This is a genomic window from Paraburkholderia haematera, assembly GCF_905220975.1.
Classification (GTDB): Bacteria; Pseudomonadota; Gammaproteobacteria; order Burkholderiales; family Burkholderiaceae; genus Paraburkholderia; species Paraburkholderia haematera.
In genome coordinates this window covers 41,105-64,234 of record NZ_CAJNBK010000023.1, presented here as the reverse complement: position 1 = coordinate 64,234, position 23,130 = coordinate 41,105, and the positions used below count along the sequence as shown (strand labels likewise).

Genomic DNA, 23,130 nt, shown 5'->3' with positions numbered 1-23,130 from the left:
TGGTTCGAATGGCGTTGCAGGCGGTAACAACGCAGTGTTCTGCGATGCTCAGGTTTCCGCGGTTCTGCTATGGCTTTGCGACTTCAACCTTTTACGCCCTCGGCGCGCTGGTTTTCGGCAAACTCGCGCAGTGCCGCCGCGGTTTGTTGATCGGCGGGAAAGAACGCTTCAATGGCAAGTTCCGACAGCGTCACATCGACTGGTGTGCCGAATACCGTGGTGGTGCTGAAGAACGACAGCTCGCCGATTGGCGTGCGCAGCCGCAGCGGCACGGCGACCTGATGACTCGCGGTGTCGTCGTGGTCGGTTACTTTCGCGCCGGGCGGCGCGGGATACGCGGCTAGCTCGTCGCGCAGGGCGCTCAACGTCTCGTCACCACTCACATCGATTTGCCGCTGGAGTCGGGACAGCGCGTGTGCACGCCAGGCATGCCAATTGACGATCGACGCTGCGATGCCTTCCGGATGCAGGCTTAGCCGCATCGCATTGACGGGCGGTTTCAGCAGTTCCGGGCTTGCGCCTGCAAGCAGCGGCGCGAGCGCATTGTTCGCGGCCACGATGTTCCAGTGGCGGTCGATCGCGAGTGCCGGATAGGGCTCGTGACCTTTAAGCACCAGCTCGACTGCCTCGCGCGCAGCGGCCAATTGCGGGTCTGTTAATGGGCGTTCGCGGAACAGCGGCGCATAGCCTGCCGCGATCAGCAGCGCATTGCGCGCACGCAGTGGCACGTCGAGCCGCTCGGCGAGGTGCATGACCATTTCCCGGCTAGGCACCGCACGGCCCGATTCGACGAAGCTCAAATGCCGCGTTGAAATATCGGCTTCAGCGGCGAGTATTAACTGGCTCATTCTTCGCCGCTGCCGCCATTCGCGCAGCAGATCGCCGACTGTGCGGCTTGCCGTCGGCCTGTTCGACGGGATGGTTTGCGCAAGAGAGAGTGTGTTCATGTTGCCGATGATAGCCAAAGCGCGTCAGCGATCCATTACCTGGCAGGTAATGGAAAACCCCGGAAACCCCCGAAAACCTGGGAAAATCCGGGAAAGCGTAGGGGCACCCGCGAATACGCAGCACATTCAGCATGTTGCCCAAGCCGGCACGACAGGCACGACCGCGCGAATCAGGCGTGCGCCACGCCTTCCGGCACGGCGTTGAGCTTGACGCCCAGCGCGCGCAGCAGTTTGAACACGGTATCCATGCGCGGTTTCGAGCCGGGCGCGAGTGTTTTGTAGAGGCTCTCACGCCCGAGCCCCGCGTCGGCCGCGACCTTCGCGATGCCGCGTGCTTTTGCGATGTCGGCGATCGCGGCGAGGAGGAGATCGGCGTCGCCTTCTTCCAGCGCTGCGTTGAGATATTCAGCGATCATCTCCTCGCTATCGAGGTAGTGCGATGCATCGAAGCGTGCGGTTTTGACTTTGCTCATGACGATTCCTTTCTGATTGCTGCCCACATTGATTTGGCATGCTTGATGTCGGCCGGCTGCGTGGACTTATCGCCACCGCAGAGCAGCAGGTAAATCACGCGCTCTTCACGCGCGAAGTAGACCCGATACCCGGGACCACAATCGACGCGCATCTCGGACACACCGTCTTCCAGCAGCTTGACGTCGCCGAAATGACCTCGCTCCGCACGCCGGACCCGCACCAGGATTTTTGCCTTCGCTCTTAAGTCGGCAAGGCCGGCAAGCCAGCCGTCGAATTCCTCGGTGCGGTTGACCGTGTACACAGGCGGTGAACCGATCTGCTGATGAGTGTATCCTGATGGATACGGTCTTGCAAGCGTAAAAACCATATTAAAAATGCGGCTCGTGTCCGCGCCCCGTTGAGTTCGTCACATGCCGCGCGGCTACGCTGCGCGGCCCCCGTTTGCCCATGAGGTTAGCGGCTGATGCCGTGCCTGACGACTCGGCCGGATGGCTAATCCGGCGCGCAAAAAGCATAGTTCTCCCCCTCGGTGCGTCCCGGCGCTTACCTCCCACGTAATCGACGCGCGGCGTTCGAGCGTCCAATCTTCACTCCGAGCCCGCCGCATACAACGTGTCTGCCGAGCGTAGTGCTCAGTCATGCCAATCGAGGAGTTTGAGATGAATACGCATACCGATCTGATCGACCGTTATTTCGATGCATGGAATGAAACCGACGCAGTACGCCGCCGCGAACTGATTGCCGCGACGTGGACCGCCGATGCCGACTATCGCGATCCGCTGCTGGCAGGCGCGGGTCATGACGGCATCGACGCGATGATCCGTGCGGTGCACGAACGCTTCCCGCATCACACGTTTCGCCGCACGACGCAGGTCGATGGTTTCGCGAACCGCCTGCGTTTTTCGTGGGCGCTCACCACGCCTGCGGGCGAGGCGATCGTCAAGGGTTCCGACTTCGGCGTGCTCGACGCCCATGGACGCCTGCAGACGGTGACTGGCTTCCTCGACCAGGTGCCTGCCGCCACCTGACCACTCGCCGTTTTTTCATGGAGACGATCATGCACGAGTCCGTTGCCGCTATGGCTCCCGGTACTGCCCACACGTTCGCGCGCCTGTCGGACACCGTCGACGCGCTCTCCAGCGCGATCGCCGGCTTCGCTCTGCTGGCCGGCACGCGCGCCTTCACCTTCGCTGCGTTGCTGGCCTGGCGCGAGCCGGTGCTGGGTGGCGCGGGCCTCGTGCTCCTCGCCTTGGTGGGATGGCTGCGGTGGCAGTGTCGCCGGAAAGCCGCCCACCGCATCGTGCGGAAGAGCGGATTGACGGTGAGCCGCCGGCAAGGGACGGGGGCCACGGTCTTGCTACAATCGATCGCGATGCGCTGCACGATCGCGCGCAAGGACAGTTGCAACGGCAACTGCAAGAACGAACCGTTCGAACCCGGGCGGCTGGCCGCCAATCGAATCTCGAGGAGACACCGTGCTGAAGAATCTGGATCCGCTGTTGAATGCCGATGTGCTGCATGCGCTACGTTCGATGGGTCATGGTGACGAACTGGTGGTTTGCGACGCCAACTTCCCGGGCGCTTCCGTCGCGTACGAGACAGTGTTGGGCAAGCTGCTTCGGCTCGATGGCGTGAACGCAGCGCGTGCGATTCGCGCGATTCTGTCGGTGATGCCATTGGATACATTCATCGAGCACCCTGCCTCGCGCATGGAAGTGGTCGGCGAGCCGGATACGATTCCGGCGGTCCAGCGGGAGGTGCAGCTCGAGATCAATGCGGCGGAAGGGCGCGAGGTGCCGTTTGCTTCGGTCGAGCGTTTCGCTTTCTATGAGCGGGCGCGCAAAGCCTATTGCGTGATCGCTACCGGCGAAGAGCGCGGCTACGGTTGCTTCGTCTTTACAAAGGGTGTCTTGCTCGCGCCGGATGCGCCGCAGCGATAGCACTTCACCACGGCGGCGAAAATCGTGAGCTTTCGATAGACCGCCTCGATCATCTTGTCCTGAATGTCGCCGGCGTGGAAGCCTGCGCAACCTGGCAGGCTGCGTGCCGAGTTCGAGTCGCGCACCGACACGCATGAGCACCGCGGCCATACCGGCCGTGATGTGCAAAACCGGGCAGGCGCTGAGCGCTCGGTCACCTTTTCCCTCCCTTGAGACGGCGCAAATGGCGCGGTTCACTTCGGCCCGCGCTTGGAAAAGGCGGGCAATGCACCTATTCTCAGATGCAAAATGGGGAACTGCGGCCGCCTGGCCGGGTCTGCTGCTTATTCATTTAAAGGAGTTCCTCATGACGCGTCCCGTCGATTCCGGCGTCATCCTCATCGCGCGTATCGCCCTTGCCGTGCTGTTTTTGTGGGGCGGCGTGATGAAACTGCTGGGCTATGCGGGCTTTGTCAGCTATCTGCATTCGAAGGGCGTGCCGTTCGTACAGGTCGCCGCGCCACTTGCAACCGCGGTCGAGGCGCTCGGCGGTCTGCTTCTGATCTTCGGCTTCAAGATCCGCCCGCTCGCGCTCATCATGGCCGTCTACACCGTGGCGACCGCGGTGCTGGGCCACGATTTCTGGAACGTCACCGATCCCGCGATGCAACGCGATATGGTTATCCACTTCTGGAAGAACATTGGTATCGCCGGTGGATTCCTGCTGTTGTTCGTGACCGGAGCGGGCCGTATCAGTATCGACGGCGCGCGTGCGCCGCGCGGCGGGCTGAATCTCTGATCACGGCGTTGAGGGTGTCCGTGCCGGTCGCCTTTGATTCCGGCTGCAACCCAAGGGGCAAATAATGATTCAAAGTTTTGAGCAAACCATTGGTGGCAAGGTCACGCAGTTGTGCGCAAGTCTGGGCGAAGGGTCCACGCCGCATCGCGTCATCATCAGCCTTGCCGATTCGGCGAAAACGCTGGTGGTTCTGGATGCATCCGGCCTCATCGGCACAATCAGGGCCGAGATCGAACAGCCGGAAAAGCTGATCGCCGACGCCATCGCCAAGGCGCAAAACGAAGGGCTGATCGAGCGTGCGATCGACACCGGCACGATTCAGGAAGCGCCGCTGTAAGTCACGAGCTGATCAACGAGATTCGCGAACTTGCCGAGGGTTAGTCTTGTGCGGCCTCGAGGCCGACGCGTGCGGTTCCGGATGCACGAGGCAGCCCATCACGCCACCCACCACCAGCAGACCGACCGAGATCGCCGTCGCCGCCTGCATGCCCGAGACGATTTGCGTGGCAGCCGCGCCGCTCGCGAACGCGCCGAAGGCCGCCACACCCACGGCGCCCCCTGCTTGCCGGGCGGTATTCAGCACGGCGGAGGCCGTGGCCGCGCGCTTCGCTTCGACGGAGGCCAGCACGGCGGTGGTCATTGCCGGAACCGCCAGGCCCATTCCAGACGGAATCAGGAGAAACGGCAGCAGGAGGCCGGCGAGCGGCGTGGACGCATCGACGAAATGTAGCAGGCCATAGCCGAGCCCCGCGGTGATGGCACCGGCGATCATCGGCACGCGCACGCCGAAACGCCCGACCACCCAGCCGCTCGCCACATTCGAGAGCAGAAAGCCGCCGGTCAACGGCAGGAAGGCGAGGCCTGCCTGCAGCGGGGTATAGCCGCGTACGCGCTGCAAATACAGGCTCAGCACGAACACCATGCCGTAGTACGTCAGATTCACGCAGATGCCGAACAGCACGGCCGCATTGAAGGTGCGCTTGCTGAATAGCGAGAGCGGCAGCATTGGTGTCGCAACGCGCGATTCCACGGCGATGAAGGTGAGCGCAGCGATCAGCGCGAGTATGAAACCGCCGCAGACTAGTGGGTGGCTTAGCCCGAGCGGACGCCATTCGATCACAGCGGCGACGAACGCGGTGAGCGCGACGATGGCCAGGGTCTGGCCGCTCAGATCGATACTGCGTGGACTTGCCTCGGCTGTAGCTGGTGTTGTAGCCACAGCGGCAGACGCAGTTTCAGCGCCAGTCGTATTGCCAGTGGCAGTCGCGGCCCCAGCCCCAGCTCCATTCCCGGTTCCAAAGCCAGTCACGGTCGCAACCGCGCGTTGCGTCTCGTTGCGTGCTGATCGAGCCCGTGGCACCCACAGCAAAGTCGCCAGCAAACCGGCCACGCAGATCGGCAGATTGACGAGAAAAATGCTACGCCAGCCGAACGCCGCAATCAGCAGACCGCCGAGCACCGGTCCGGCCGCGATCGAAATCGCGCCCGCGGCGGTCCACAGCCCGACCGCACGCGCCCGGAGCTTCGGATCGTGGCCGTATGACTGGTTGAGCAGCGCCAGCGAGTTCGGCAGCATGGCGGCGGCGCCGATGCCTTGCAACGCGCGCGCGGCGACCAGCATGGTGGCATCGAGCGCCAATCCGCAGGCGAGCGATGCGAGCGCAAACAGCACGATGCCGGCGGCGTACATGCGCCGGGTGCCAAGCCGGTCGCCGAGTGCGCCCGCCGAAAGCATCAACACGGCGAAGGCGAGCGTGTACGCGTCGACGACCCATTGCAGCCCCGCGACATTCGCATGCAGGTCCGCACCGATCTCCGGCAGTGCGATGTTGACGATAGTCACGTCGAGTTGCGTGACGACGAAGCCCACGCTAACGGTCGCGAGAACGCGGCCGAGGGCGGGCGAGTCGGGTGTGTTGAGAGCGTTCATGAGGCACATCGTAGGCTGACGCAGCGCACGAAGTTTCGGTCCGACGTGAAGTATGGATGTCGCCGAAACAGCCGGAAAGGCGGGGCGTGGTGCCGATGGAGCAACGGCGCACGTTGCGTGCGCCGTTGCAAAACAGCTCGATTCAGCTCGATTAGCGCGCTTGCGGCGCGTCTTTGATAAACAACGTAGTCAATGCGCCGACAATGCAGATCGCGCCGACATACAGCGGTGCGGCCATCGGGTTCGACTTCATCATCAGCGACACGGCGATCGGCGTGAGGCCGCCGAACACCGCATAGGCGACGTTATACGAGAACGAGATGCCCGAGAATCGCACGACGGGCGGGAACGCCTTGACCAGCACGAACGGAATCGCGCCGATCACGCCGACGAAAAGGCCGGCCACGGCGTACAGCGGCACCAGCGCCGACGTATCGACGGCGAGCTGCTGGAACATCACGTAGTACGTCACCGCCAGCGCGAGACCGCCGATGAAGATCGTGCGCCCCGCGCCGATCCGCCCGGCGATCGAACCCGCCATCACGCAGCCGATCGTCAGGCACAGCGTCGCCATGCAATTCGCGAGCAACGCAGTGGCCGGCGCGATATGAAACTGCTTCTGCAGCAGCGTCGGCGTCATCAGAATCACCACGACGATCGCCGCCGACAGCATCCACGTAAGCAGCATGGACACGATCACGGCGCGGCCATGGTCGCGCAATACGGCCTTGAGCGGCACTTCTGCGGCGATTGCTTTGCGTTGCTTGAGTTCGGCGAACACCGGCGTCTCATGCAGCCAGCGGCGCAGATAAACCGAGAACATGCCGAACACGCCGCCCACTAGGAACGGAATGCGCCATGCGTACGCGGCGATTTCAGTGGGGGCGAAGTTGCGGTTCACCGCCGATGCGATCAGCGAGCCGAGCAGGATGCCCGCCGTGAGGCCGGCCGTCAGCGTGCCGCACGCATAGCCGACGTGCCGCTCTGGCACGTGTTCGGAGACGAACACCCATGCGCCCGGCACTTCGCCGCCCACCGCCGCGCCTTGCATCACGCGGAACAGCAGCAGCAAGACCGGCGCCATCACGCCGATGCTGGCGTAGGTGGGCAGCAGGCCCATCATCAGCGTCGGCACCGACATCAGCAGCACGCTCAGCGTGAACATGCGCTTGCGGCCGAACAGGTCGCCGAAATGCGCCATGATGATGCCGCCGAGCGGACGTGCCAGATAACCCGCCGCGAAGATGCCGAAGGTCTGCACCTGACGCAGCCAGTCCGGCATCGCGGCGGGGAAGAACAACTGGCCGATCGCCGGTGCAAAGAATACGAAGATGATGAAGTCGTAGAACTCCAACGCCCCGCCGAGCGCGGCGAGGCCGAGCGTCTTGTAATCGCTTCGCCCAAGAGGGCGTGGGGTGACAGCCTGCGCTCCACCCAGATTTGTCGCTTGCATTGCTTGTGTCTTGTCTTGAATTGGGAACCACACGTAGCGCGTGGAAATGTGGCGGTCGTCGGGCGAGAAGTGTGGCAAGCGCTGGGTAGAGCACGGGACACCGGCGCGCCGGCCCGGATAGGGGAAGCGCGGTGACGACTGGGGCCAGGGCGGGGATTTTACAGGATGAAAGCCGGCGGTTTCGGGAAGTACTTAATTAGATTGGGAAAAGTTCCCCGAGACGTGCCTTTTCGACGGCAGGCAGGACCTCTTAGGCCGCACGTCGTGCGAGCCGCAGCGATTGGATGTAGGAATGCCGCGCATAAGCTGTCGGAGCGGGGCGATTTGTGTGCAATTTAGGAATGCTCTTATGGGATGGCTTGGGCGTCCCTCTGAGAATCGCGTCCGAGCTATTAGTTAAGAGTAATCCCATGCGTATTGCCATCCTTCAGCGTGACCCCGTCATGCGTCAGTCGATCGAAAAAGTCCTTATGAGCGCCAGTCATACCTGTATGGCCTACGACGACGGTCTGAGCATGTCGAAAGCGCTCGCCCGTTCCACCGTGGATATGCTGGTGCTCGACTGGCAAGGCACGCGCCTGTCCGGCGCCGAAGTCCTTCGCTCAGTGCGCGCGGTCGGCGGCGACCGCCTGCCGGTCCTGTTCGCCTCGGCGGAGATGTCGGAGGACAGCGTGGTGCGCGCCTTTGCCAGCGGGGCCGACGACTATGTCGCACTGCCGCTGCGCCCGGGCGAGTTCCGCGAGCGTGTTGCGGCGTTGCTGCGCCGTGCCTATCCGGACCGTTTCAGCGCCGCGAGCTTCGATGTCGGCCCCTACCATTTCGATACGCATCGCCAGCTCGTGATGCTGCGCGGCCAGCCGGTGCAGCTATCGGGCACGCAGTACCGGCTGGCGTCGCTGTTCTTTTCCAATATTGGCCGCGTGATGTCGCGCGACCATATCTTCGCGATGGTGTGGGGCCGTGAGTTCCGCGAGTTCACCCGCACGATCGACAGTCACGTGTCGCGCCTGCGCTTGCTGCTCGAGATCGAGCCGCAAAACGACTTCCGGCTTCAACCCGTTTACAAGAGCGGTTATCGGCTGCTGCATCTGCGCCAGGCCGAAACGGACGCGGAGAAGCAGGCAGCCTGAACCTGCCGCAACTCAAACCTGCGGCAGCGCCGGTCGGATTTCGATCGACCGGCGGATCAACGCTTCAACGTCCTTGCGTTCGTCTCCGGCCAACGGCAGGCGCGGCGGCCGGACCGGCTCCGTGCCAAGCCCGACGATGGTCTCGGCCAGCTTGATGTTCTGCACCAGTTTCGACGAGACGTCGAGCGCGAGCAGGGGCGCGAACCAGCGATAGATCGCGCGCGCTTCTTCAAGACGGCCCGCCTTCAGCAACTTGTAAATCACAACCGTCTCGCGCGGAAACGCGCACACGAGACCGGCCACCCAGCCATGTGCGCCCATCAATATCGCTTCCATCGCAAGGTTGTCGACGCCGCACAGGATCGCGAAGCGATCGCCGACCACGTTGATCAGATCGGTCACGCGCCGTACATCGCCGCATGATTCCTTGATCGCGACGATCTTCTTTTCGTCGGCGATTTCCGCGAACATCTCGGGCGTCATGTCGACGCCATAGGCAAGCGGATTGTTGTAGATCATCAACGGCAGCGCGCTTGCATCGGCGACGCTGCGAAAGTGGTGCAGCGTCTCGCGCCGGTCGGACAGATAGCGCAGCCCGGGCAGCACCATGAAACCGGCCGCACCGCGCCGGCTGCCGGCTTCGGCCTGGCGGCAGGCGTCGAGCGTGCTGTTCTCGGCGATCGTCAGCAAAACCGGCACACGGCCGCGCGAGGCATCGACCGCGATGTCGAGTACTTGCAGCTTCTCATCCAGCGAGAGCGTCGATGCTTCGCCGAGTGATCCACAGACGATGATGCCATCCGCACCCGCTTCGATCTGTGCCTCGATATTCTTGCCGGTCCATTCGCGATCTATGCTGAAATCCGCGTGAAACTTGGTGGTCACCGCGGGCCAAACGCCTTCCCAGATATGCGCCACGACTGCTCTCCTGAGTGTGTTGAGTCGAAGCGCAGTGTAAGCAGGGAAAATGCCGCCGTCTTGCGTGATTCACGCGTGACGGATGACGATTTCAGCATAGTGGTTGTGCCTGTAAGCCTTGCAAGAGCAAGCAGATCGACTATTTCGGGACAGCACGCAAAGTGCGTCGAAGTCGCTTGGACAGGACCTCGCATAAGTTTTTGAGTCCGCTTGCCGGGTGTTGTTCAGCCGTGGATTTCGCCCGTTCCCAAAGATGGAAGGGTGAGTGCACGGGCGCAAAGGCTATGCTGAAATCGTCACAATCCACGCTTAAGCACACCAAGACCCCGGCGCCCGTCATTCCTACCATGTGCATCATGAAAACCCTAGACATCATCGACTCGCACACCGGCGGTGAACCGACCCGCCTGGTGGTGTCGGGTGGCCCGGCGCTTGGCGGCGGCACGCTGGCGCAGCGTCTGAACGTATTTCGCGCGCATTTCGACGACTGGCGCGCGGGCGTCGTCACCGAACCGCGCGGCTCGGACGTGGTGGTCGGTGCGCTGCTGTGCGAGCCCGACGACCCCGCGTGCGCGGCCGGCGTGATCTTCTTCAACAACGTGGGCTATCTCGGCATGTGCGGGCACGGCACGATCGGCCTCGTCGTCTCGCTCGCGCACATGGGGCGGATCGGGCCGGGGCGTCATCGGATCGAGACGCCGGTCGGCATCGTCGAAGCGACGCTCAACGAGGACGGCAGCGTGGCCGTGCGCAACGTGCCGGCTTATCGCTACCGGCAAAGCGTGCAGGTGGACGTGCCGGGCTACGGCATGTTGAGTGGTGACATCGGCTGGGGCGGCAACTGGTTCTTTCTCGTTGCCGACCACGGGCGAGCGCTGGAGGCATCGCGTATCGCCGAGCTGACCGAGTTCAGTGGGGCCATCCGCGACGCGCTGATCGCACAGCGCATTACCGGCGCGGACGGCGCCCTGATCGACCACATCGAACTCTTTGGACCCGGCTCGCGCGATGGCATCGACAGTCGCAGCTTCGTCCTTTGTCCAGGCAACGCGTACGACCGCTCGCCATGCGGTACGGGCACGAGCGCGAAGATCGCCTGCCTCGCCGCCGACGGCAAGCTTTCCGAAGGCGCGGTGTGGCGGCAGGAGAGCATTATCGGCAGCGTATTCGAGGCGAGCTATCGTCATGCCGGCGACGGCGTCTCGGTGATTCCGACCATCACCGGCCATGCGCACATCATGGCGGAAGGGCGTTTGTGTTTCGACGAGCGCGACCCGTTTGCGTGGGGCATCCGCACGGCATGACGGCGGACGCGTTGATCGTCGGGGCCGGCATTGTCGGCGCGGCTTGCGCTGCGGAGCTGGCCGGACTCGGCATGCGGGTCGAAGTACTCGACGCACAGGGCATCGGGGGCGGCGCGACGGCGGCGGGCATGGGCCATATCGTCGTGATGAACGACTCGCCCGCGGAATTCACGTTGAGCCGTTATTCGCGCGACTTGTGGCTGGCGCTCGCGCCGCAGCTGCGTGCGCGTGACGCGTTCGCGCGTTGCGGCACTTTATGGGTCGCCGCCGACGAGGAGGAATGGCAAGCAGCCCGCGCCATGCATGCCGCGTTCGAGGCACAGGGCGTCTCTGCGCAGCTGCTCGACGCATCCGAGCTGCGGGCGTGTGAACCGGCGCTGTCGCAGACGATGGCGGGTGGTTTGCGGATCGAGCACGACAGCATCGTGTATGCGCCCACCGTTGCAGAGTGGCTGCTGACGCAATCCTCAGGAGTCGAGAATATCCGTGTGCGGCCTGGCACCCGGGTTGTCGCAATCGGTGCTGGCGGCGTGACGCTGGCCAACGGCGAACGCATCGGCGCCGCACATGTGATCGTTGCCAATGGACTGGGCGCTCAACAACTGCTGGGGTCGCTGCCCTTGCAGCCGAAGAAAGGCCATCTGCTGATCACCGACCGTTACCCCGACCTCATTCGCCATCAACTGCTCGAACTCGGCTACATCAAGAGCGCGCATCATGCGGCCGGCACCTCGGTGGCATTCAATGCGCAGCCGCGGCCCACGGGCCAGTTGCTGATCGGCTCGTCGCGCCAGTTCGATACCACCGATCCCGCCGTCGACATGCCGGTGCTTGCCCGGATGCTGCGCCGCGCCGCGCAGTATCTGCCCGTCCTGCCGACACTCAATGGCATTCGCGCGTGGACCGGCTTTCGTGCGGCGTCGCCTGACGGATTGCCGTTGATCGGTCCGGCCGGCGAATTTGCACCGGGCGTGTGGCTCGCTGTCGGGCACGAAGGTCTTGGCGTGACGACCTCGCTGGCAAGCGCAAAGTTGCTCGCCGCGCATATCACCGGGAATGCGGCACCGATTCCTGTCGAACCGTACTTGCCGGTCCGTTTTGCGCAAAAGGTGGCTCATGAGTAACGCCAGTACAACGCGTTTCCACCTGGTGATCGATGGTAGAAGCGTCACGGTCGAAGCGGGTACGACCGTGGCCGCGGCGCTCGTCATGGCGGGCGCGGGCGGCACACGGAGGTCGGTGAGCGGCGAGGCTCGCGCAGTGCTCTGCGGGATGGGTGTGTGCCAGGAGTGCCGCGTCACGATCGACGGCCGGGCGCATGTGTTGGCCTGCCAGACGCTTTGCCGCGAAGGGCAGGTGGTTTGCACTGCTGCTGCTGCTGCCGCTGCCGACGCCACCACCGTGGGCGTGAGATGAAGCAGCACTTCGACATCGTGGTCGTGGGCGCCGGTCCGGCCGGGTTGAATGCCGCGCAGGCCGCAGCGCGCGAGGGCGCCACAGTCGCACTGCTCGACGACAATCCGCGTGCCGGTGGCCAAATCTGGCGACAGGGTCCCGGCCATCCGCCGCAAGCTCAGCTCCACGCACTGCTCGACGCTGTAAGCATGCGGACCCATGTCACGTGGTTCGCGTCGACCCGCGTGATCGCGCCTTTGGGTTCGCGCGGTTTGCTGCTTGAGTCGGCTGAGCAGGGTGGCGTATCGATCAGCTACGATCGATTGATCCTCGCGACCGGTGCGCGAGAGCGGCTATTGCCATTCGCCGGTTGGACGCTGCCCGGCGTGACCGGTGCCGGCGCGCTGCAGGCACTCATCAAAGGCGGCATGCCGGTGCGCGGCGAACGGATCGTGATTGCAGGCAGCGGCCCTTTGCTGATCGCCGCACTCGCTACGGCGCGTGCTGCCGGTGCGAAAGTCGTTGCGGTAGTGGAGCAGGCGTCGGCACTCGAGGTTGCGCGCTTCGGCATCTCTCTGCTGGGCGAGAAGGCGAAGTTGTGGCAAGCCGTTGCCATGACACGCGGCTTCGCGGGCGTGCGTTACTTGACCGGAAGCATCGTGCGGCAAGCGATTGGCGAGGGGCGCGTCGAGCGCGTGACGATCCGGCGCGGCCAGCGGGACCTGACGCTCGATTGCGACCGCATTGCGTGCGGCTATGGGCTTGTACCGAACATCACGCTTGCGCAAGCGCTCGGCTGTGCGATCGGCGAAGCGGGGGAGATCGTTGTCGACAGCGAGCAGCGGACTTCGGTGGACGGCGTGCTGGCGGCAGGCGAATGCACGGGCGTCGGCGGCGCGGAGCTGGCTGGCGTGGAAGGCGAGATCGCGGGTCTCGCGGCAAGCGTCGCCATGGCGAGCGGAACCTCCGCGGGCAGCGCCTCGCCAAGCGGGGCTTCGGCGAGCGGCACCTATGCAAACCGCGATGCGCTGGTTGTGCAACGAGCCCGATGGCGGCGTTTCGCGAGACGCGTCGAAACGGCCTTCGCCCTGCAAGCTGCCGCGCGCACGCCGCCCGGCGACGCCACGCTGCTCTGCCGGTGCGAAGACGTCAGTCTCGGCGAGGTGCGCGTCTATCCGGATTGGCGCGAGGCCAAGCTGCACACCCGCTGCGGGATGGGCGCATGCCAGGGACGAATCTGCGGCGCCGCGGCCGGGCTGTATTTCGGCTGGCAAGCCACCGCTCCGCGCCCGCCGTTCAGTCCCGCGCAAATCGGCACATTGATGGCGGCAAGCGAGGAGCCGCCGCCGGCTGAATGACACCGGTATCCTCCTGCCCCTTGCTGGATAGTGTCGATGGCAACGCGGCCCTATAATCGATCGCACACGCTAACCGCCCAATTGCGCGAACGAACGCGTCGGCGAAGGCATCGGCGAACGCACGGTTGAAGGCACGCGCACACGCCGTATGCAGCCCGGCGAGTGCTTCAGCCAATGCTTCGACGGATACACAGGCAATCGCATCAATAACCGCACCGACCACGGAACCCGCACGATGAACACGCAGGCTCATCTGCTCGAACCGGACGACGCAACGCTGTCCGGCATGCTGTCGCATTTCACTTTGCTCGAGCCCGTGTTCGACGCGATGCCGGACGTCGTGTTCTTCGTCAAGGACGCGCACGCTCGCTATGCGCTGGTCAATCGCACGCTGGCTTCGCGTTGCGGTTTCAAGGAAAAGGCCGCTTTGCTCGGCAAGACCGCCGAAGACGTCTTCCCGCGCCGTTTCGGCCGCATCTACACCGCACAGGACAAAGCGATCATCAGCGCCGGCAGCCAGATGATCGATCAACTGGAACTGCACCTGTATCCCGGCCGCCAGCCGGGCTGGTGCCTGACCTGCAAGCAGCCGTTGCGCGATCCTGCGGGCAAGGTGGTCGGCCTCGCCGGCATCTCGCGCGACCTGAAAGCGGACGAAAGCAATCATCCCGCTTACGGCCGGCTCGCCGCGGTGGTGCAGTCCATCCAGGAAAACTACGTGCAGCCGTTAAACCTGAAACAGCTTGCTGCAATGGCGGATATGTCGGTGGCGCAACTGGAGCGCTACTTTCACAAAGTGTTCCATTTGACGCCGCGCCAGGTGTTGCTGAAAACACGGCTGGACGCCGCTACCGCGCTGCTGGTTTCGCACGACAAGGTCACCGACGTCGCCGCACTTTGCGGCTACACCGACCACAGCGCCTTTACGCGCCAATTCAAGGCGACCGTCGGCGTCACGCCGACCGAGTACCGGATGCTGCTGCACGGAACCTCGCGCAGTTGAGCCGTCGCACCTATGGTTCGTCGCAGGCATCACTACTACGTCTACGTCGTCGCGTTGGACGACACGGTCTGGAACGAGGCGCGCTTTCGCCGCGCGAATCCGGACTACCGGTTCGACAAGCCGTGCGTGTACGTGGGAATGACGGGGTTGGACCCGGATCTGAGATTCGACCGGCACAAGGCCGGGATTCAGGCAAATCGCTATGTGCGCGACTACGGCTTGCGCCTCTTGCCCGAACTGTATGAAGTGTTCAATCCAATGCCTTACCGCGGGGCACAGGATATGGAAGTGGAATTGGCGATTGGACTGCGAGAAGCGGGGTACGGTGTATGGCAGGCGTAACTAAAATGTAAAGCGCGCCTTATTTCACGCCAAGTCCGCGCAGCACTGCGTTGCCTTCGGACGTCAGACGGATATGCGAGGTGCCTTCGTCGCCAGAAATCGTTTCGATCAAGCCGGCTTCGTGAAGCTGGGGAATCTCGGGTTTCGCGGACGCGTCGATCGGCGCGTGCAGCAACAGCAGCAGCGTTGCCAGTTCGTGATGGCTTAACAGCCGGCGCAGAATGGTGGGCCGCTTCGCCGGTGCAGGCGTGTCGTTCGTGTTGTGGTCAGGCTGGTTCATGGAGCGCACCTTGTGCGGAATAGTGTCGAACGGATCATGCGGATGAAGTCTTAAACGATTCTTAAGACACCATTGTCGTGTAACACCGTGACACTATGATTGCGTCGGAACAAGTTACTGATCCTTACATCTGCCCGATCGTTACCCTTGTTTACCTTATGGCGCGCAAGTTTTGCTCGCTGATTCAATCCACAGATTGCCCACGTGGCGCTTGCCCGCGTAGAAGCGATAAGTCGTCTGGCCGTTGTCGCTGCGCACCTTGACGATATTCGAATCGCCGAAGTCGAGCATCTGGCCTTGCGGGATTTCGGTCGACTTGAACGCGGCGTTGTGGCTGGTCGCCACTTGCGTCAGGCAGGCGACCACGTCGTTGACCGAGCGCTGCGTGGTGGTGTCCGTGACGGGCTCGCCGGCATCCGGATTCTTCTGGAAATACGCGCAAGCGCTGAGAAGCAGGGGAACTGACAGGACTACGGCAAACTTCTTCATATTTCTCCTGGCGTTTCATTCGACCGACGGTTCGCGCCACGCCCGCATGGGGCATGCCTGCGCGGCACCGGGCCGTGGATCAACCGCCATTATATCGGTGCGGCGCGCTCGCTTACACCGATAAAGCATGGGCCGTGCCCGATCCGCCTGAATCCACAGGCGGCTGGCCGCAAACCGCAGCCCTCCCACGTTGCGGGCCGAGGGGCGCCTATTTGCGGCGCTGAGCCTGCGCTGCGAGCCGCACAGCCGCATTGGCCGCGCCGTAGCCGTCATAGCCGCCGCGCCGTTCGACGATCTCCAGGAAAAAGCGCTGATCCAGTTGTTCGGTGTAAGCGTGGAAGAACTCGCCACCACGCTCGTCCCGGTCATACAGGATGTTGTGCGCCCGCAGCGCTTCGAGCGTCTCGTCCGGCAGCGCATAGCGGGCGGCGAGGTCGTCGTAGTAATTGCGCGGGATGCGCAGCACCGGCAAACCGTCGGCGATGAACTCGGGAATCGCGCTGAAAATGTCACTGGTGCTGAATGCGACATGGTTCAGGCCCGAGCCGTGATAGGTGTGCAATGCCTCGGCCACCGCCGTGTGATGGTCCACTGACGCGTTCAGTACGATGCGCACCGAACCGTCGTGACTGCGCAGCGCGCGGCTGCGCACGAGCCCGTAAGGGTCGGGCACCAGCACACCCGGCTCGGCCTGGAAACCGAGCGCGGTCCGCAAAAACAGAACCCACGTATCCAGCGAAGGCGCCGGCACGGACAGGCAGACATGGTCGATGCGCGTGAGCGGGCCCACTTCGGCCGGACCGTTGATGTCGGTGAGCACAAAATCGGCTTCGAACAGGGTGGGCTGGTCCGGCGTTTCGTCGACGAAATAGTTCAGGCTGCCGTCGGGCGCCTGCACGGCGGGCAGCACGCGTTCGTTCGGCCCGATCTGGCCGGAGAACGGTGCGTAGCCGAAGCCGGCGGCGCGCTCGAACGCCTGATTGGCGTCGTCCACGCGAAACGCCGACGCGCACAGGGACAGACCATGCTGCTGGAAGAAGGCGTTGGCGAATGAATCCGGCTCGGCGTTCAGTACGATCGACGCCGCGCCGTGCTGAAACAAAGTTACCTCTTTCGAACGATGCTGACCGGCCTGGCGAAAGCGCAGCTTGCCGAGCCAGTCGACGAGGTGCGCGCGGGTGGTGTGGTCGACCGCGAACTCGAGGAACTGATAGCCGACGTGCGCGGGCGCGGCGGGCGATAGATAGAGCTCGCCGACCGGCTGACGGGTGGATTCGAGCAGCGCGCGAGTCTGTTCCTCGAGGAACAACAGTGAGCGATGGCCGTCCGCCGCGGTGATGGTGGTCGGTGCGGCGCGGAAACCGTCGTTGAAAATTTCGAGCGAAAGCGGCCCGGTGTAGCCGGTTTTCACGACCTGCGCGGTGAAGCCTGCCAGATCGAAATCGCCCTGACCCGGGAAGCAGCGGTAATGGCGGCTCCATTCGAGCACGTCCATGGCGAGTTTCGGCGCATCGGCGATTTGCACGAAGGCGATGCGGTCGCCCGGGATATCGGCGATTGCGTCCACCGTGTCGTTGAGCGACAGCGTATGAAAACTGTCGAGCACGAGCCCGAGATTCGGATGATTCACCGCGTTGACGAGTTTCCACGCATGGCGGTAGGTCTTCACGTGCTTGCCCCACGCGAGCGCCTCGTAGCCTGCGATCACGCCGGCCGCTTCGGCCGCGCGGGCCAGTGCGCCAAGCTGGTCGGTCATCAACGAATCGTCGCCGATGGTGTCGGGCGAGACGTTGCTGCAGACCAGAATCCGGTCCGTACCCAATTCGTGCATCACGTCGAATTTGCGCTTCGCCCGATCCAGATTGCGCTCGAGGCGCTCCGGGCTTACCCCGTCGAAATCGCGGAACGGCTGGAACAGCATGATCTTCAGCCCGAGATCTTCGGCGATGCGCCGCACGTCGGCGGGCGAGCCGTCGAAATAAAGCAGGTCGTTCTCGAAGATTTCGACGCCTTCGAAGCCTGCCGCCTGGATGGCGGTCAGCTTTTCGACGAGGGTCCCGCTGATCGACACGGTGGCAATCGAACGTTGCATGAACGGCTCCTGCAAAAAACAATGAAACGGCTGTTTGGACGGTGCCAGGCGGCCCTGCGCCGCGTTATGCTGCAATGCGAAAAATGGTCTAGCTAGTTACCCGTAGCCATCTTGACATGGGGCGGAAGCACCCGCACCAGCGCATTTTCTCGACAGTCTATACAAACTAACTAGATGGTACAAATTCGTATAAACCCCGAATGACGATTGCGTTCAATGGGCGCACACTGCGATCACGTTGTAGAGCCGCGGCGTGTGCTGTGGCCCGCTTTATGCCTTACTTTTGCGGGAGGTCGTCATGAGTTTTGCATCAGTGCTGGTCCTCAACGGACCGAATCTCAATCTGCTCGGCACGCGTGAGCCGGCTATCTATGGCTCGGAAACGCTCGACGACGTGGCGAAGCAGTGCCGCGAAGCAGGCGAGCGGCTGGATCTGTCCGTCGACTTCTGTCAGTCGAATGCGGAACACCAACTCATCGACTGGCTGCATGCGGCGCGCACCAAGGTCGACGGCATCGTGATCAATCCGGCGGCTTACACGCATACCTCGGTGGCGATTGCCGATGCGCTCAGCGCGATCGAAAAGCCCGTCATCGAAGTGCATATTTCAAACGTGCATCGCCGTGAAGCGTTCCGGCATCACTCGTACGTGTCGGCGGTGGCCGAGGCGATCATCGTCGGTTGCGGTACGCAGGGCTATGTGCTCGCTCTGGAGCGGATGGCGGTCATCCTTAAGAATAGGGCGGCTAAATGAACGCACAAGCGAACACTCAAGCGAACGCGCAATCCTTTCTCGTCGGTTTGATCGGCTCGGGCATTGGCGGATCGCTCAGCCCCGCGATGCATGAGGAAGAGGGGAGCAAGCTCGGTCTGCACTATGTGTATCGACGCATCGATCTGGAAGCGTTGAAGCTGGATATCACCGCATTGTCCGATTTGCTCGTCGCCGCTGAACACATGGGCTTCAATGGGCTGAACATTACGTACCCGTGCAAGCAGGCCGTCATTCCGTTGCTCGACGAACTGTCCGACGACGCGCGCGCACTCGGCGCGGTCAACACCGTTCTGTTCAAGGACGGCAAACGTATCGGCCACAACACCGACTGGTCCGGTTTCGCCCGCGCGTTTCAACGCGGCCTGCCGGACGTGTCGCTGGAACGTGTTGTGCAACTGGGCGCGGGCGGAGCGGGCGCAGCGGTGGCGCATGCCGCGCTGACAATGGGCGCGCAAACGCTCACGCTATTCGACGTGGACGCCGCGCGCGCCGCATCGCTCGCCGCGGAATTGCAGAAGCGTTTCCCCGCCTCCACCGTGAATGCCGGCACCTCGCTGGCCGAATCGCTCGCCGCGGCTAACGGCCTGATTCACGCGACACCTACCGGCATGGCGAAATTGCCGGGTCTGCCGTTGCCGGCCGAATTGCTGCACCGCGGCTTGTGGGTCGCGGACATCGTCTATTTCCCGATCCGCACCGCGCTGTTGCAGGCCGCGGAGGCGCTCGGCTGCCGCACGTTGAGCGGCGGCGGGATGGCCGTGTATCAGGCGGTCGACGCGATGCGCATCTTCACGGGCCTGGAACCCGACGCCGAGCGCGTTTACACGCATTTCCAGTCCTTGTTGGAAAGCTAGGCTAGTAGTTCACGAGCCATATACATCCGGTACGTAACCAGACCGAGGAGACAGAGACGCCATGCCACAACCTATTCAATCCACGCCCGCCGACGCGACACGCCAGGCGAATGCCGGCGTAAGCACCGCGCGCCGCTCGAAAGCCCGCTATCAGATCCTTTCGCTATTAGCGGTAGGCACGATGATCAACTATCTGGACCGCACGGTGCTAGGCATCGCGGCGCCGCAGTTGACCAAGGAACTCGGCATCAACGCCGCGCTCATGGGGCTGCTGTTCTCCGTGTTTTCGTGGAGCTACGTGGTCTCGCAGATTCCGGGCGGCCTCTTTCTCGACCGCTTTGGCAGCAAGCTCACGTATTTCCTGTCGATGACGTTCTGGTCGCTTTGCACGCTGGCGCAGGGCCTCGTGCACGGCATCGGGGCCTTGTTCGTGTTCCGGCTCGGTCTGGGCGTCTCGGAAGCGCCGTGCTTTCCGACCAATAGCCGCGTGGTGGCCACATGGTTTCCGCAGAGCGAACGCGCCATGGCGACCGGCACCTACACGGTCGGCGAATATATCGGCCTTGCGTTTTTCAGCCCGTTCCTGTTTATGCTGATGGGCGCGTTCGGCTGGCGTTCGCTGTTCTACGTGGTGGGCGGCGTGGGCCTCGTATTCGGTGTGATCTGGTGGATGTTCTATCGCGAGCCGCAAGATCATCCGTCGATCAATCAGGCCGAGCTCGACTATATCGAAGCAGGCGGTGGTCTCACGCACCGGAAGAAAGACGCCGATGTTTCCGGCGCACCGGCCGCAGCGGCTGCAGCAGCCGCTGCAGGAAAGAGCGGCTTTGAATGGCGCACCATTGGACGCCTGCTCAAGCATCGTCAGTTGACCGGCATCTGCCTCGGCCAGTTTGCCGGCAACTCGACGCTGGTGTTCTTCCTCACCTGGTTTCCCACCTACCTCGCCACCGAACGCCATATGGCGTGGCTGAAGATCGGCTTCTTCGCGATCATGCCGTTCATCGCCGCGTCGATTGGCGTAATGTTCGGCGGCATTTTCTCCGATTGGCTGCTTCGACGCGGCAAGTCGCCGAACGTGGCGCGCAAGCTGCCGATCATTGCCGGCCTGCTGCTCGCGTCGACCATCATTCTCGCCAACTATGTCGAGAGCAACGTGGTGGTGATCGTGATTCTGTCGGTGGCGTTTTTCGCGCAGGGGATGGCGGCGCTGGGCTGGACGCTGGTGTCGGACATTGCCCCCGACGGCCTGCTCGGCGTGACCGGCGGCATCTTCAACTTTGCCGCCAATCTGGCCGGCATCGTCACGCCGCTGGTGGTGGGTTTCATCGTTGCGGCAACCGGCTCGTTCGTCGGCGCACTGGTGTTCATCGGCGCGATCGCGTTGATCGGCGCGCTGTCGTACATCTTTATCGTCGGCGATATCAAGCGGATCGTGCTGGTGGATTGAGCCGCATGGCTTGATCGGACGGTTTGACCAAAAAAAGCGGGACCTGGCGTTAGCTCAGGTCCCGCTTTTTTGTTTGTGCCTTGTGCTTCAGTCTTCCTTGCGCACGAAACGCAGCACAGCGTCGACGATCATGGCGCGATGACGCGCGCGCAGGCGCGGGTGCGACGGATCGCGGCCGAACGCCGTACCGAAGGTATGGCGATTGCCGACGCGGTGAAAGCACAGCGAGCTGATCATCAGGTGCAGGTCGATCGCATCGACGTCGTCACGGAACAGCCCGGCTGCGATGCCGCGCGAGAGCAGGTCCTCGATCGTATGAATGACGGTGACGTTGCGGCCTTTGAAGCTCTTCACCTGCTCGACGTACTTCGCGCCGTGAATGTTCTCGATCGTCACGAGGCGCACGAAGTCGCGCTGGCGGTCGTGATAGTCGAACGTGAACTCGACCAGCGCGCGCATGCCCTCGACGGGATCGAGTTCGCTGATATGCAGATCCTGTTCGAGCGCGCGAATGTCGCCGTACACTTTTTCCAGCACGGCCTGGTACAACCCTTCCTTGCTGCCGAAGTAGTAGTACAGCATGCGCTTGGTGGTGTTCGTGCGTTCCGCGATCGCGTCGACCCGCGCGCCGGTCAGCCCCATCGCGGAGAACTCCTGGGTCGCGACTTCGAGGATGTTGCGCTTCGTCTGTTCAGGATCGTACTTGCGGCGGGCGTCGGGGCGCGGGACGCTGGACGCGATGCCGGTGGTATCAGGCTCGGCGGCCTTGCTTCCCTTTTTCATTGTGTATTCGAGCGGCAGTGACGGCGCATTCTAGCATGGCGAAACCCGCCTCTGGAGCGGGTCTCCGGCATAAGCCGCAGCGTATTGAGTCGCGCATTGGATCGGGTCACGGCGTCGACCGGGGCGAGGGGCGCCGGGCGGCGAGTGCGTCGCGCGCCTGCATGGCGGTGTAGGTGAGTTGAGCGGCTGCGAGACCGAGTGCGCCATATGCGGGCGTCAAGCCGAAGGTCGCGAACGCGTCGGGCACGGGCCGTTCGCCGGAGATGGCCGCCGCCAGCAATTCGCCGGAGACGGTGGTCGGCGCCATGCCGTGGCCGCCAAAGCCGGTCGCGTACCAGACGCCGTCCGCGCTGCGGCCGATTTGCGGCATCTTGTGCCGCGCGTAGCTCATCAGGCCGCCCCAGGCGTACTCGATCCGCACGTCGCGCAGTTGCGGATAGACCTTCAGCAGATCGCGCCGCAGCAGTCGCGCGATGATATCCGGGGCGCGGTCGCGCACTGAGATGCGGCCGCCCCACAGAATGCGCGTGTCGGGCAGCGGACGGTAGTAGTCGAAGGCGAAACGGGTGTCGTAGACGGCGGCCCGGGTGTCCAGCGCGTCTTTCAGTCGTGCACCCAGCGGTTCGGTGGCCATCACGTAGGTGGCGATCGGCAGGACCGCGCGCTCGACCCGTGCATAGACGTTGCGCGCATAGCCGCCGCCGGCCATGACGACGTGGCGTGCTTCGAGCGCGCCGTGCGGCGTATGCACGACGAAACCGGCGCCGCCGCGCTGCAAGCGCACAACCGGCGACTTTTCGTGAATCTGCACGCCCGCATCAGCCACAGCGCTGGCGACGCCAAGCACGTATTTCAGCGGATGGAAGTGGAACGCGTTGCGTTCGAACAGGCCGCCGTGATAACGGCTCGTCTTCAGTTCTGACGCGAGCGCCGCGGCCGCCACGGGTTCCCACTCGACCCCGAACGAATCCCGCATCAAACGCCGTTGCGTGTCGAGCCTTGCCGGTTCGTCGAACCAGTTGGCGAGGATCACGCCGGCATCGGTCACGTCGCAATCGATGCGGTAGCGCTGGATACGCTTTCTCATCAGATCGACGGCGTCGGTGGTCAGCGTATAGAGTTCGCGTGCGCGGGCCGGGCCGAGGGTTTTCAGCAGATCCGCGCAATCGAGGCTGTAACCGCCGAACACGAAGCCGCCGTTGCGGCCCGAGGCGCCGAAGCCTACCTGCTCGGCTTCGAGCACGGCGACGTCGGCGACGCCCCGCTCGGCGAGTCCCAACGCCGTGGATAACCCCGCGAGGCCGCCGCCCATGATGCAGACGTTGACGCTGCGCCGGCCGGTAAGGGGCGCGTAAGCGGACGAGTGCCCGGACGAGCGGCTGGCGGAGCGGTCGACGGTGGCTTCGTAAAAGCTTTGCATAGGGTTAGCGTTAAA

25 protein-coding genes and 1 pseudogene are annotated in these 23,130 nt (G+C 63.5%); 15 read left to right on the top strand and 11 right to left on the bottom strand.

Annotated features, from left to right (window positions below):
• Positions 1-83 precede the first annotated feature (83 nt).
• From KHO23_RS28075 to KHO23_RS28065, 3 genes are all read right to left on the bottom strand, one after another.
• On the bottom strand, positions 84-947 hold the full coding sequence (locus tag KHO23_RS28075) for a helix-turn-helix domain-containing protein (protein ID WP_211615250.1): 864 nt from the start codon (positions 945-947) through the stop codon (positions 84-86).
• Positions 948-1,117: 170 nt separating this feature from the next.
• Positions 1,118-1,420: an addiction module antidote protein gene (locus KHO23_RS28070; protein WP_063499837.1), complete on the bottom strand. Its 303-nt coding sequence runs from the start codon at positions 1,418-1,420 to the stop codon at positions 1,118-1,120.
• Positions 1,417-1,788 carry a type II toxin-antitoxin system RelE/ParE family toxin gene (locus KHO23_RS28065; protein WP_211615248.1) on the bottom strand — a complete coding sequence of 124 codons (372 nt, stop codon included), beginning with the start codon at positions 1,786-1,788 and terminating at the stop codon, positions 1,417-1,419. The genes KHO23_RS28070 and KHO23_RS28065 overlap by 4 nt, the downstream gene beginning before the upstream one ends.
• Positions 1,789-2,080: 292 nt before the next feature.
• Between KHO23_RS28065 and KHO23_RS28060 the strand changes: the two genes are divergently transcribed.
• The 5 genes and pseudogenes from KHO23_RS28060 (at position 2,081) to KHO23_RS28040 (ending at position 4,476) form a co-directional block, all read left to right on the top strand.
• Complete coding sequence (locus tag KHO23_RS28060; RefSeq protein WP_211615246.1) at positions 2,081-2,449, top strand: nuclear transport factor 2 family protein; 369 nt, start codon at positions 2,081-2,083, stop codon at positions 2,447-2,449.
• Between the two features lie 29 nt (positions 2,450-2,478).
• Positions 2,479-2,709: pseudogene (locus tag KHO23_RS35585) on the top strand (hypothetical protein); the annotation flags it as partial.
• Between the two features lie 187 nt (positions 2,710-2,896).
• Positions 2,897-3,361, top strand: a complete 465-nt coding sequence (locus KHO23_RS28050; RefSeq protein ID WP_211615243.1) for an RbsD/FucU family protein — start codon at positions 2,897-2,899, stop codon at positions 3,359-3,361.
• Between the two features lie 346 nt (positions 3,362-3,707).
• On the top strand, positions 3,708-4,139 hold the full coding sequence (locus KHO23_RS28045) for a DoxX family protein (RefSeq protein ID WP_211615241.1): 432 nt from the start codon (positions 3,708-3,710) through the stop codon (positions 4,137-4,139).
• 64 nt (positions 4,140-4,203) lie between these two features.
• Positions 4,204-4,476 carry a hypothetical protein gene (locus KHO23_RS28040; RefSeq protein ID WP_211615239.1) on the top strand — a complete coding sequence of 91 codons (273 nt, stop codon included), beginning with the start codon at positions 4,204-4,206 and terminating at the stop codon, positions 4,474-4,476.
• 12 nt (positions 4,477-4,488) lie between these two features.
• Here the strand turns inward: KHO23_RS28040 and KHO23_RS28035 are convergent, their stop codons facing one another.
• A complete protein-coding gene (locus KHO23_RS28035) occupies positions 4,489-6,069 on the bottom strand; it encodes an MFS transporter (RefSeq protein WP_211615237.1) in 1,581 nt (526 codons plus the stop codon).
• Positions 6,070-6,220: 151 nt separating this feature from the next.
• On the bottom strand, positions 6,221-7,522 hold the full coding sequence (locus tag KHO23_RS28030) for an MFS transporter (protein WP_211615235.1): 1,302 nt from the start codon (positions 7,520-7,522) through the stop codon (positions 6,221-6,223).
• Positions 7,523-7,932: 410 nt separating this feature from the next.
• Between KHO23_RS28030 and KHO23_RS28025 the strand changes: the two genes are divergently transcribed.
• Positions 7,933-8,652: a response regulator transcription factor gene (locus KHO23_RS28025; RefSeq protein ID WP_211615233.1), complete on the top strand. Its 720-nt coding sequence runs from the start codon at positions 7,933-7,935 to the stop codon at positions 8,650-8,652.
• Between the two features lie 12 nt (positions 8,653-8,664).
• Here KHO23_RS28025 and KHO23_RS28020 read toward each other — a convergent pair whose 3' ends face one another.
• Positions 8,665-9,570, bottom strand: coding sequence for a dihydrodipicolinate synthase family protein (locus KHO23_RS28020; RefSeq protein WP_211615232.1), 906 nt, complete (start codon positions 9,568-9,570; stop codon positions 8,665-8,667).
• Between the two features lie 347 nt (positions 9,571-9,917).
• On the opposite strand from KHO23_RS28020, the gene KHO23_RS28015 reads away from it, so the two are divergent.
• The 6 genes from KHO23_RS28015 to KHO23_RS27990 all read left to right on the top strand — a co-directional run bounded on the left by KHO23_RS28015 (position 9,918) and on the right by KHO23_RS27990 (position 14,972).
• Positions 9,918-10,874: a 4-hydroxyproline epimerase gene (locus KHO23_RS28015; RefSeq protein WP_211615313.1), complete on the top strand. Its 957-nt coding sequence runs from the start codon at positions 9,918-9,920 to the stop codon at positions 10,872-10,874.
• Positions 10,871-11,998, top strand: coding sequence for an NAD(P)/FAD-dependent oxidoreductase (locus tag KHO23_RS28010; RefSeq protein WP_211615312.1), 1,128 nt, complete (start codon positions 10,871-10,873; stop codon positions 11,996-11,998). The genes KHO23_RS28015 and KHO23_RS28010 overlap by 4 nt, the downstream gene beginning before the upstream one ends.
• Positions 11,991-12,290, top strand: a complete 300-nt coding sequence (locus KHO23_RS28005; RefSeq protein ID WP_211615230.1) for a (2Fe-2S)-binding protein — start codon at positions 11,991-11,993, stop codon at positions 12,288-12,290. The genes KHO23_RS28010 and KHO23_RS28005 overlap by 8 nt, the downstream gene beginning before the upstream one ends.
• The gene (locus KHO23_RS28000) at positions 12,287-13,627 is read left to right on the top strand and encodes an FAD-dependent oxidoreductase (protein ID WP_211615228.1); all 1,341 of its coding nucleotides are present in this window, start codon (positions 12,287-12,289) and stop codon (positions 13,625-13,627) included. Before KHO23_RS28005 ends, KHO23_RS28000 begins: the two co-directional genes overlap by 4 nt.
• Positions 13,628-13,862: 235 nt before the next feature.
• Positions 13,863-14,630 (top strand): AraC family transcriptional regulator, encoded by a 768-nt coding sequence (locus KHO23_RS27995; protein ID WP_211615226.1) that lies wholly within the window; start codon positions 13,863-13,865, stop codon positions 14,628-14,630.
• Between the two features lie 12 nt (positions 14,631-14,642).
• Positions 14,643-14,972 carry a hypothetical protein gene (locus KHO23_RS27990; protein WP_074286802.1) on the top strand — a complete coding sequence of 110 codons (330 nt, stop codon included), beginning with the start codon at positions 14,643-14,645 and terminating at the stop codon, positions 14,970-14,972.
• A gap of 19 nt (positions 14,973-14,991) precedes the next feature.
• Here the strand turns inward: KHO23_RS27990 and KHO23_RS27985 are convergent, their stop codons facing one another.
• The 3 genes from KHO23_RS27985 to KHO23_RS27975 all read right to left on the bottom strand — a co-directional run bounded on the left by KHO23_RS27985 (position 14,992) and on the right by KHO23_RS27975 (position 17,833).
• On the bottom strand, positions 14,992-15,252 hold the full coding sequence (locus tag KHO23_RS27985) for a hypothetical protein (protein WP_211615224.1): 261 nt from the start codon (positions 15,250-15,252) through the stop codon (positions 14,992-14,994).
• 156 nt (positions 15,253-15,408) lie between these two features.
• Complete coding sequence (locus tag KHO23_RS27980) at positions 15,409-15,741, bottom strand: hypothetical protein (RefSeq protein WP_211615222.1); 333 nt, start codon at positions 15,739-15,741, stop codon at positions 15,409-15,411.
• Positions 15,742-15,949: 208 nt separating this feature from the next.
• Positions 15,950-17,833, bottom strand: a complete 1,884-nt coding sequence (locus tag KHO23_RS27975; protein WP_211615220.1) for a bifunctional sugar phosphate isomerase/epimerase/4-hydroxyphenylpyruvate dioxygenase family protein — start codon at positions 17,831-17,833, stop codon at positions 15,950-15,952.
• A 298-nt stretch (positions 17,834-18,131) separates the two neighbouring features.
• Here KHO23_RS27975 and aroQ point away from each other — a divergent pair, with 298 nt between their 5' ends.
• From aroQ to KHO23_RS27960, 3 genes are all read left to right on the top strand, one after another.
• Entirely contained in the window at positions 18,132-18,587 is a 456-nt protein-coding gene (aroQ, locus tag KHO23_RS27970; protein ID WP_211615218.1) for a type II 3-dehydroquinate dehydratase, read from the top strand.
• Entirely contained in the window at positions 18,584-19,462 is an 879-nt protein-coding gene (locus KHO23_RS27965) for a shikimate dehydrogenase (RefSeq protein ID WP_211615216.1), read from the top strand. Before aroQ ends, KHO23_RS27965 begins: the two co-directional genes overlap by 4 nt.
• A 61-nt stretch (positions 19,463-19,523) precedes the next feature.
• Entirely contained in the window at positions 19,524-20,912 is a 1,389-nt protein-coding gene (locus KHO23_RS27960; protein WP_211615214.1) for an MFS transporter, read from the top strand.
• A gap of 87 nt (positions 20,913-20,999) precedes the next feature.
• Here the strand turns inward: KHO23_RS27960 and KHO23_RS27955 are convergent, their stop codons facing one another.
• Positions 21,000-21,695 carry a TetR family transcriptional regulator gene (locus KHO23_RS27955; protein WP_211615212.1) on the bottom strand — a complete coding sequence of 232 codons (696 nt, stop codon included), beginning with the start codon at positions 21,693-21,695 and terminating at the stop codon, positions 21,000-21,002.
• Between the two features lie 106 nt (positions 21,696-21,801).
• A complete protein-coding gene (locus KHO23_RS27950; protein WP_211615210.1) occupies positions 21,802-23,115 on the bottom strand; it encodes an NAD(P)/FAD-dependent oxidoreductase in 1,314 nt (437 codons plus the stop codon).
• Positions 23,116-23,130: the final 15 nt, after the last annotated feature.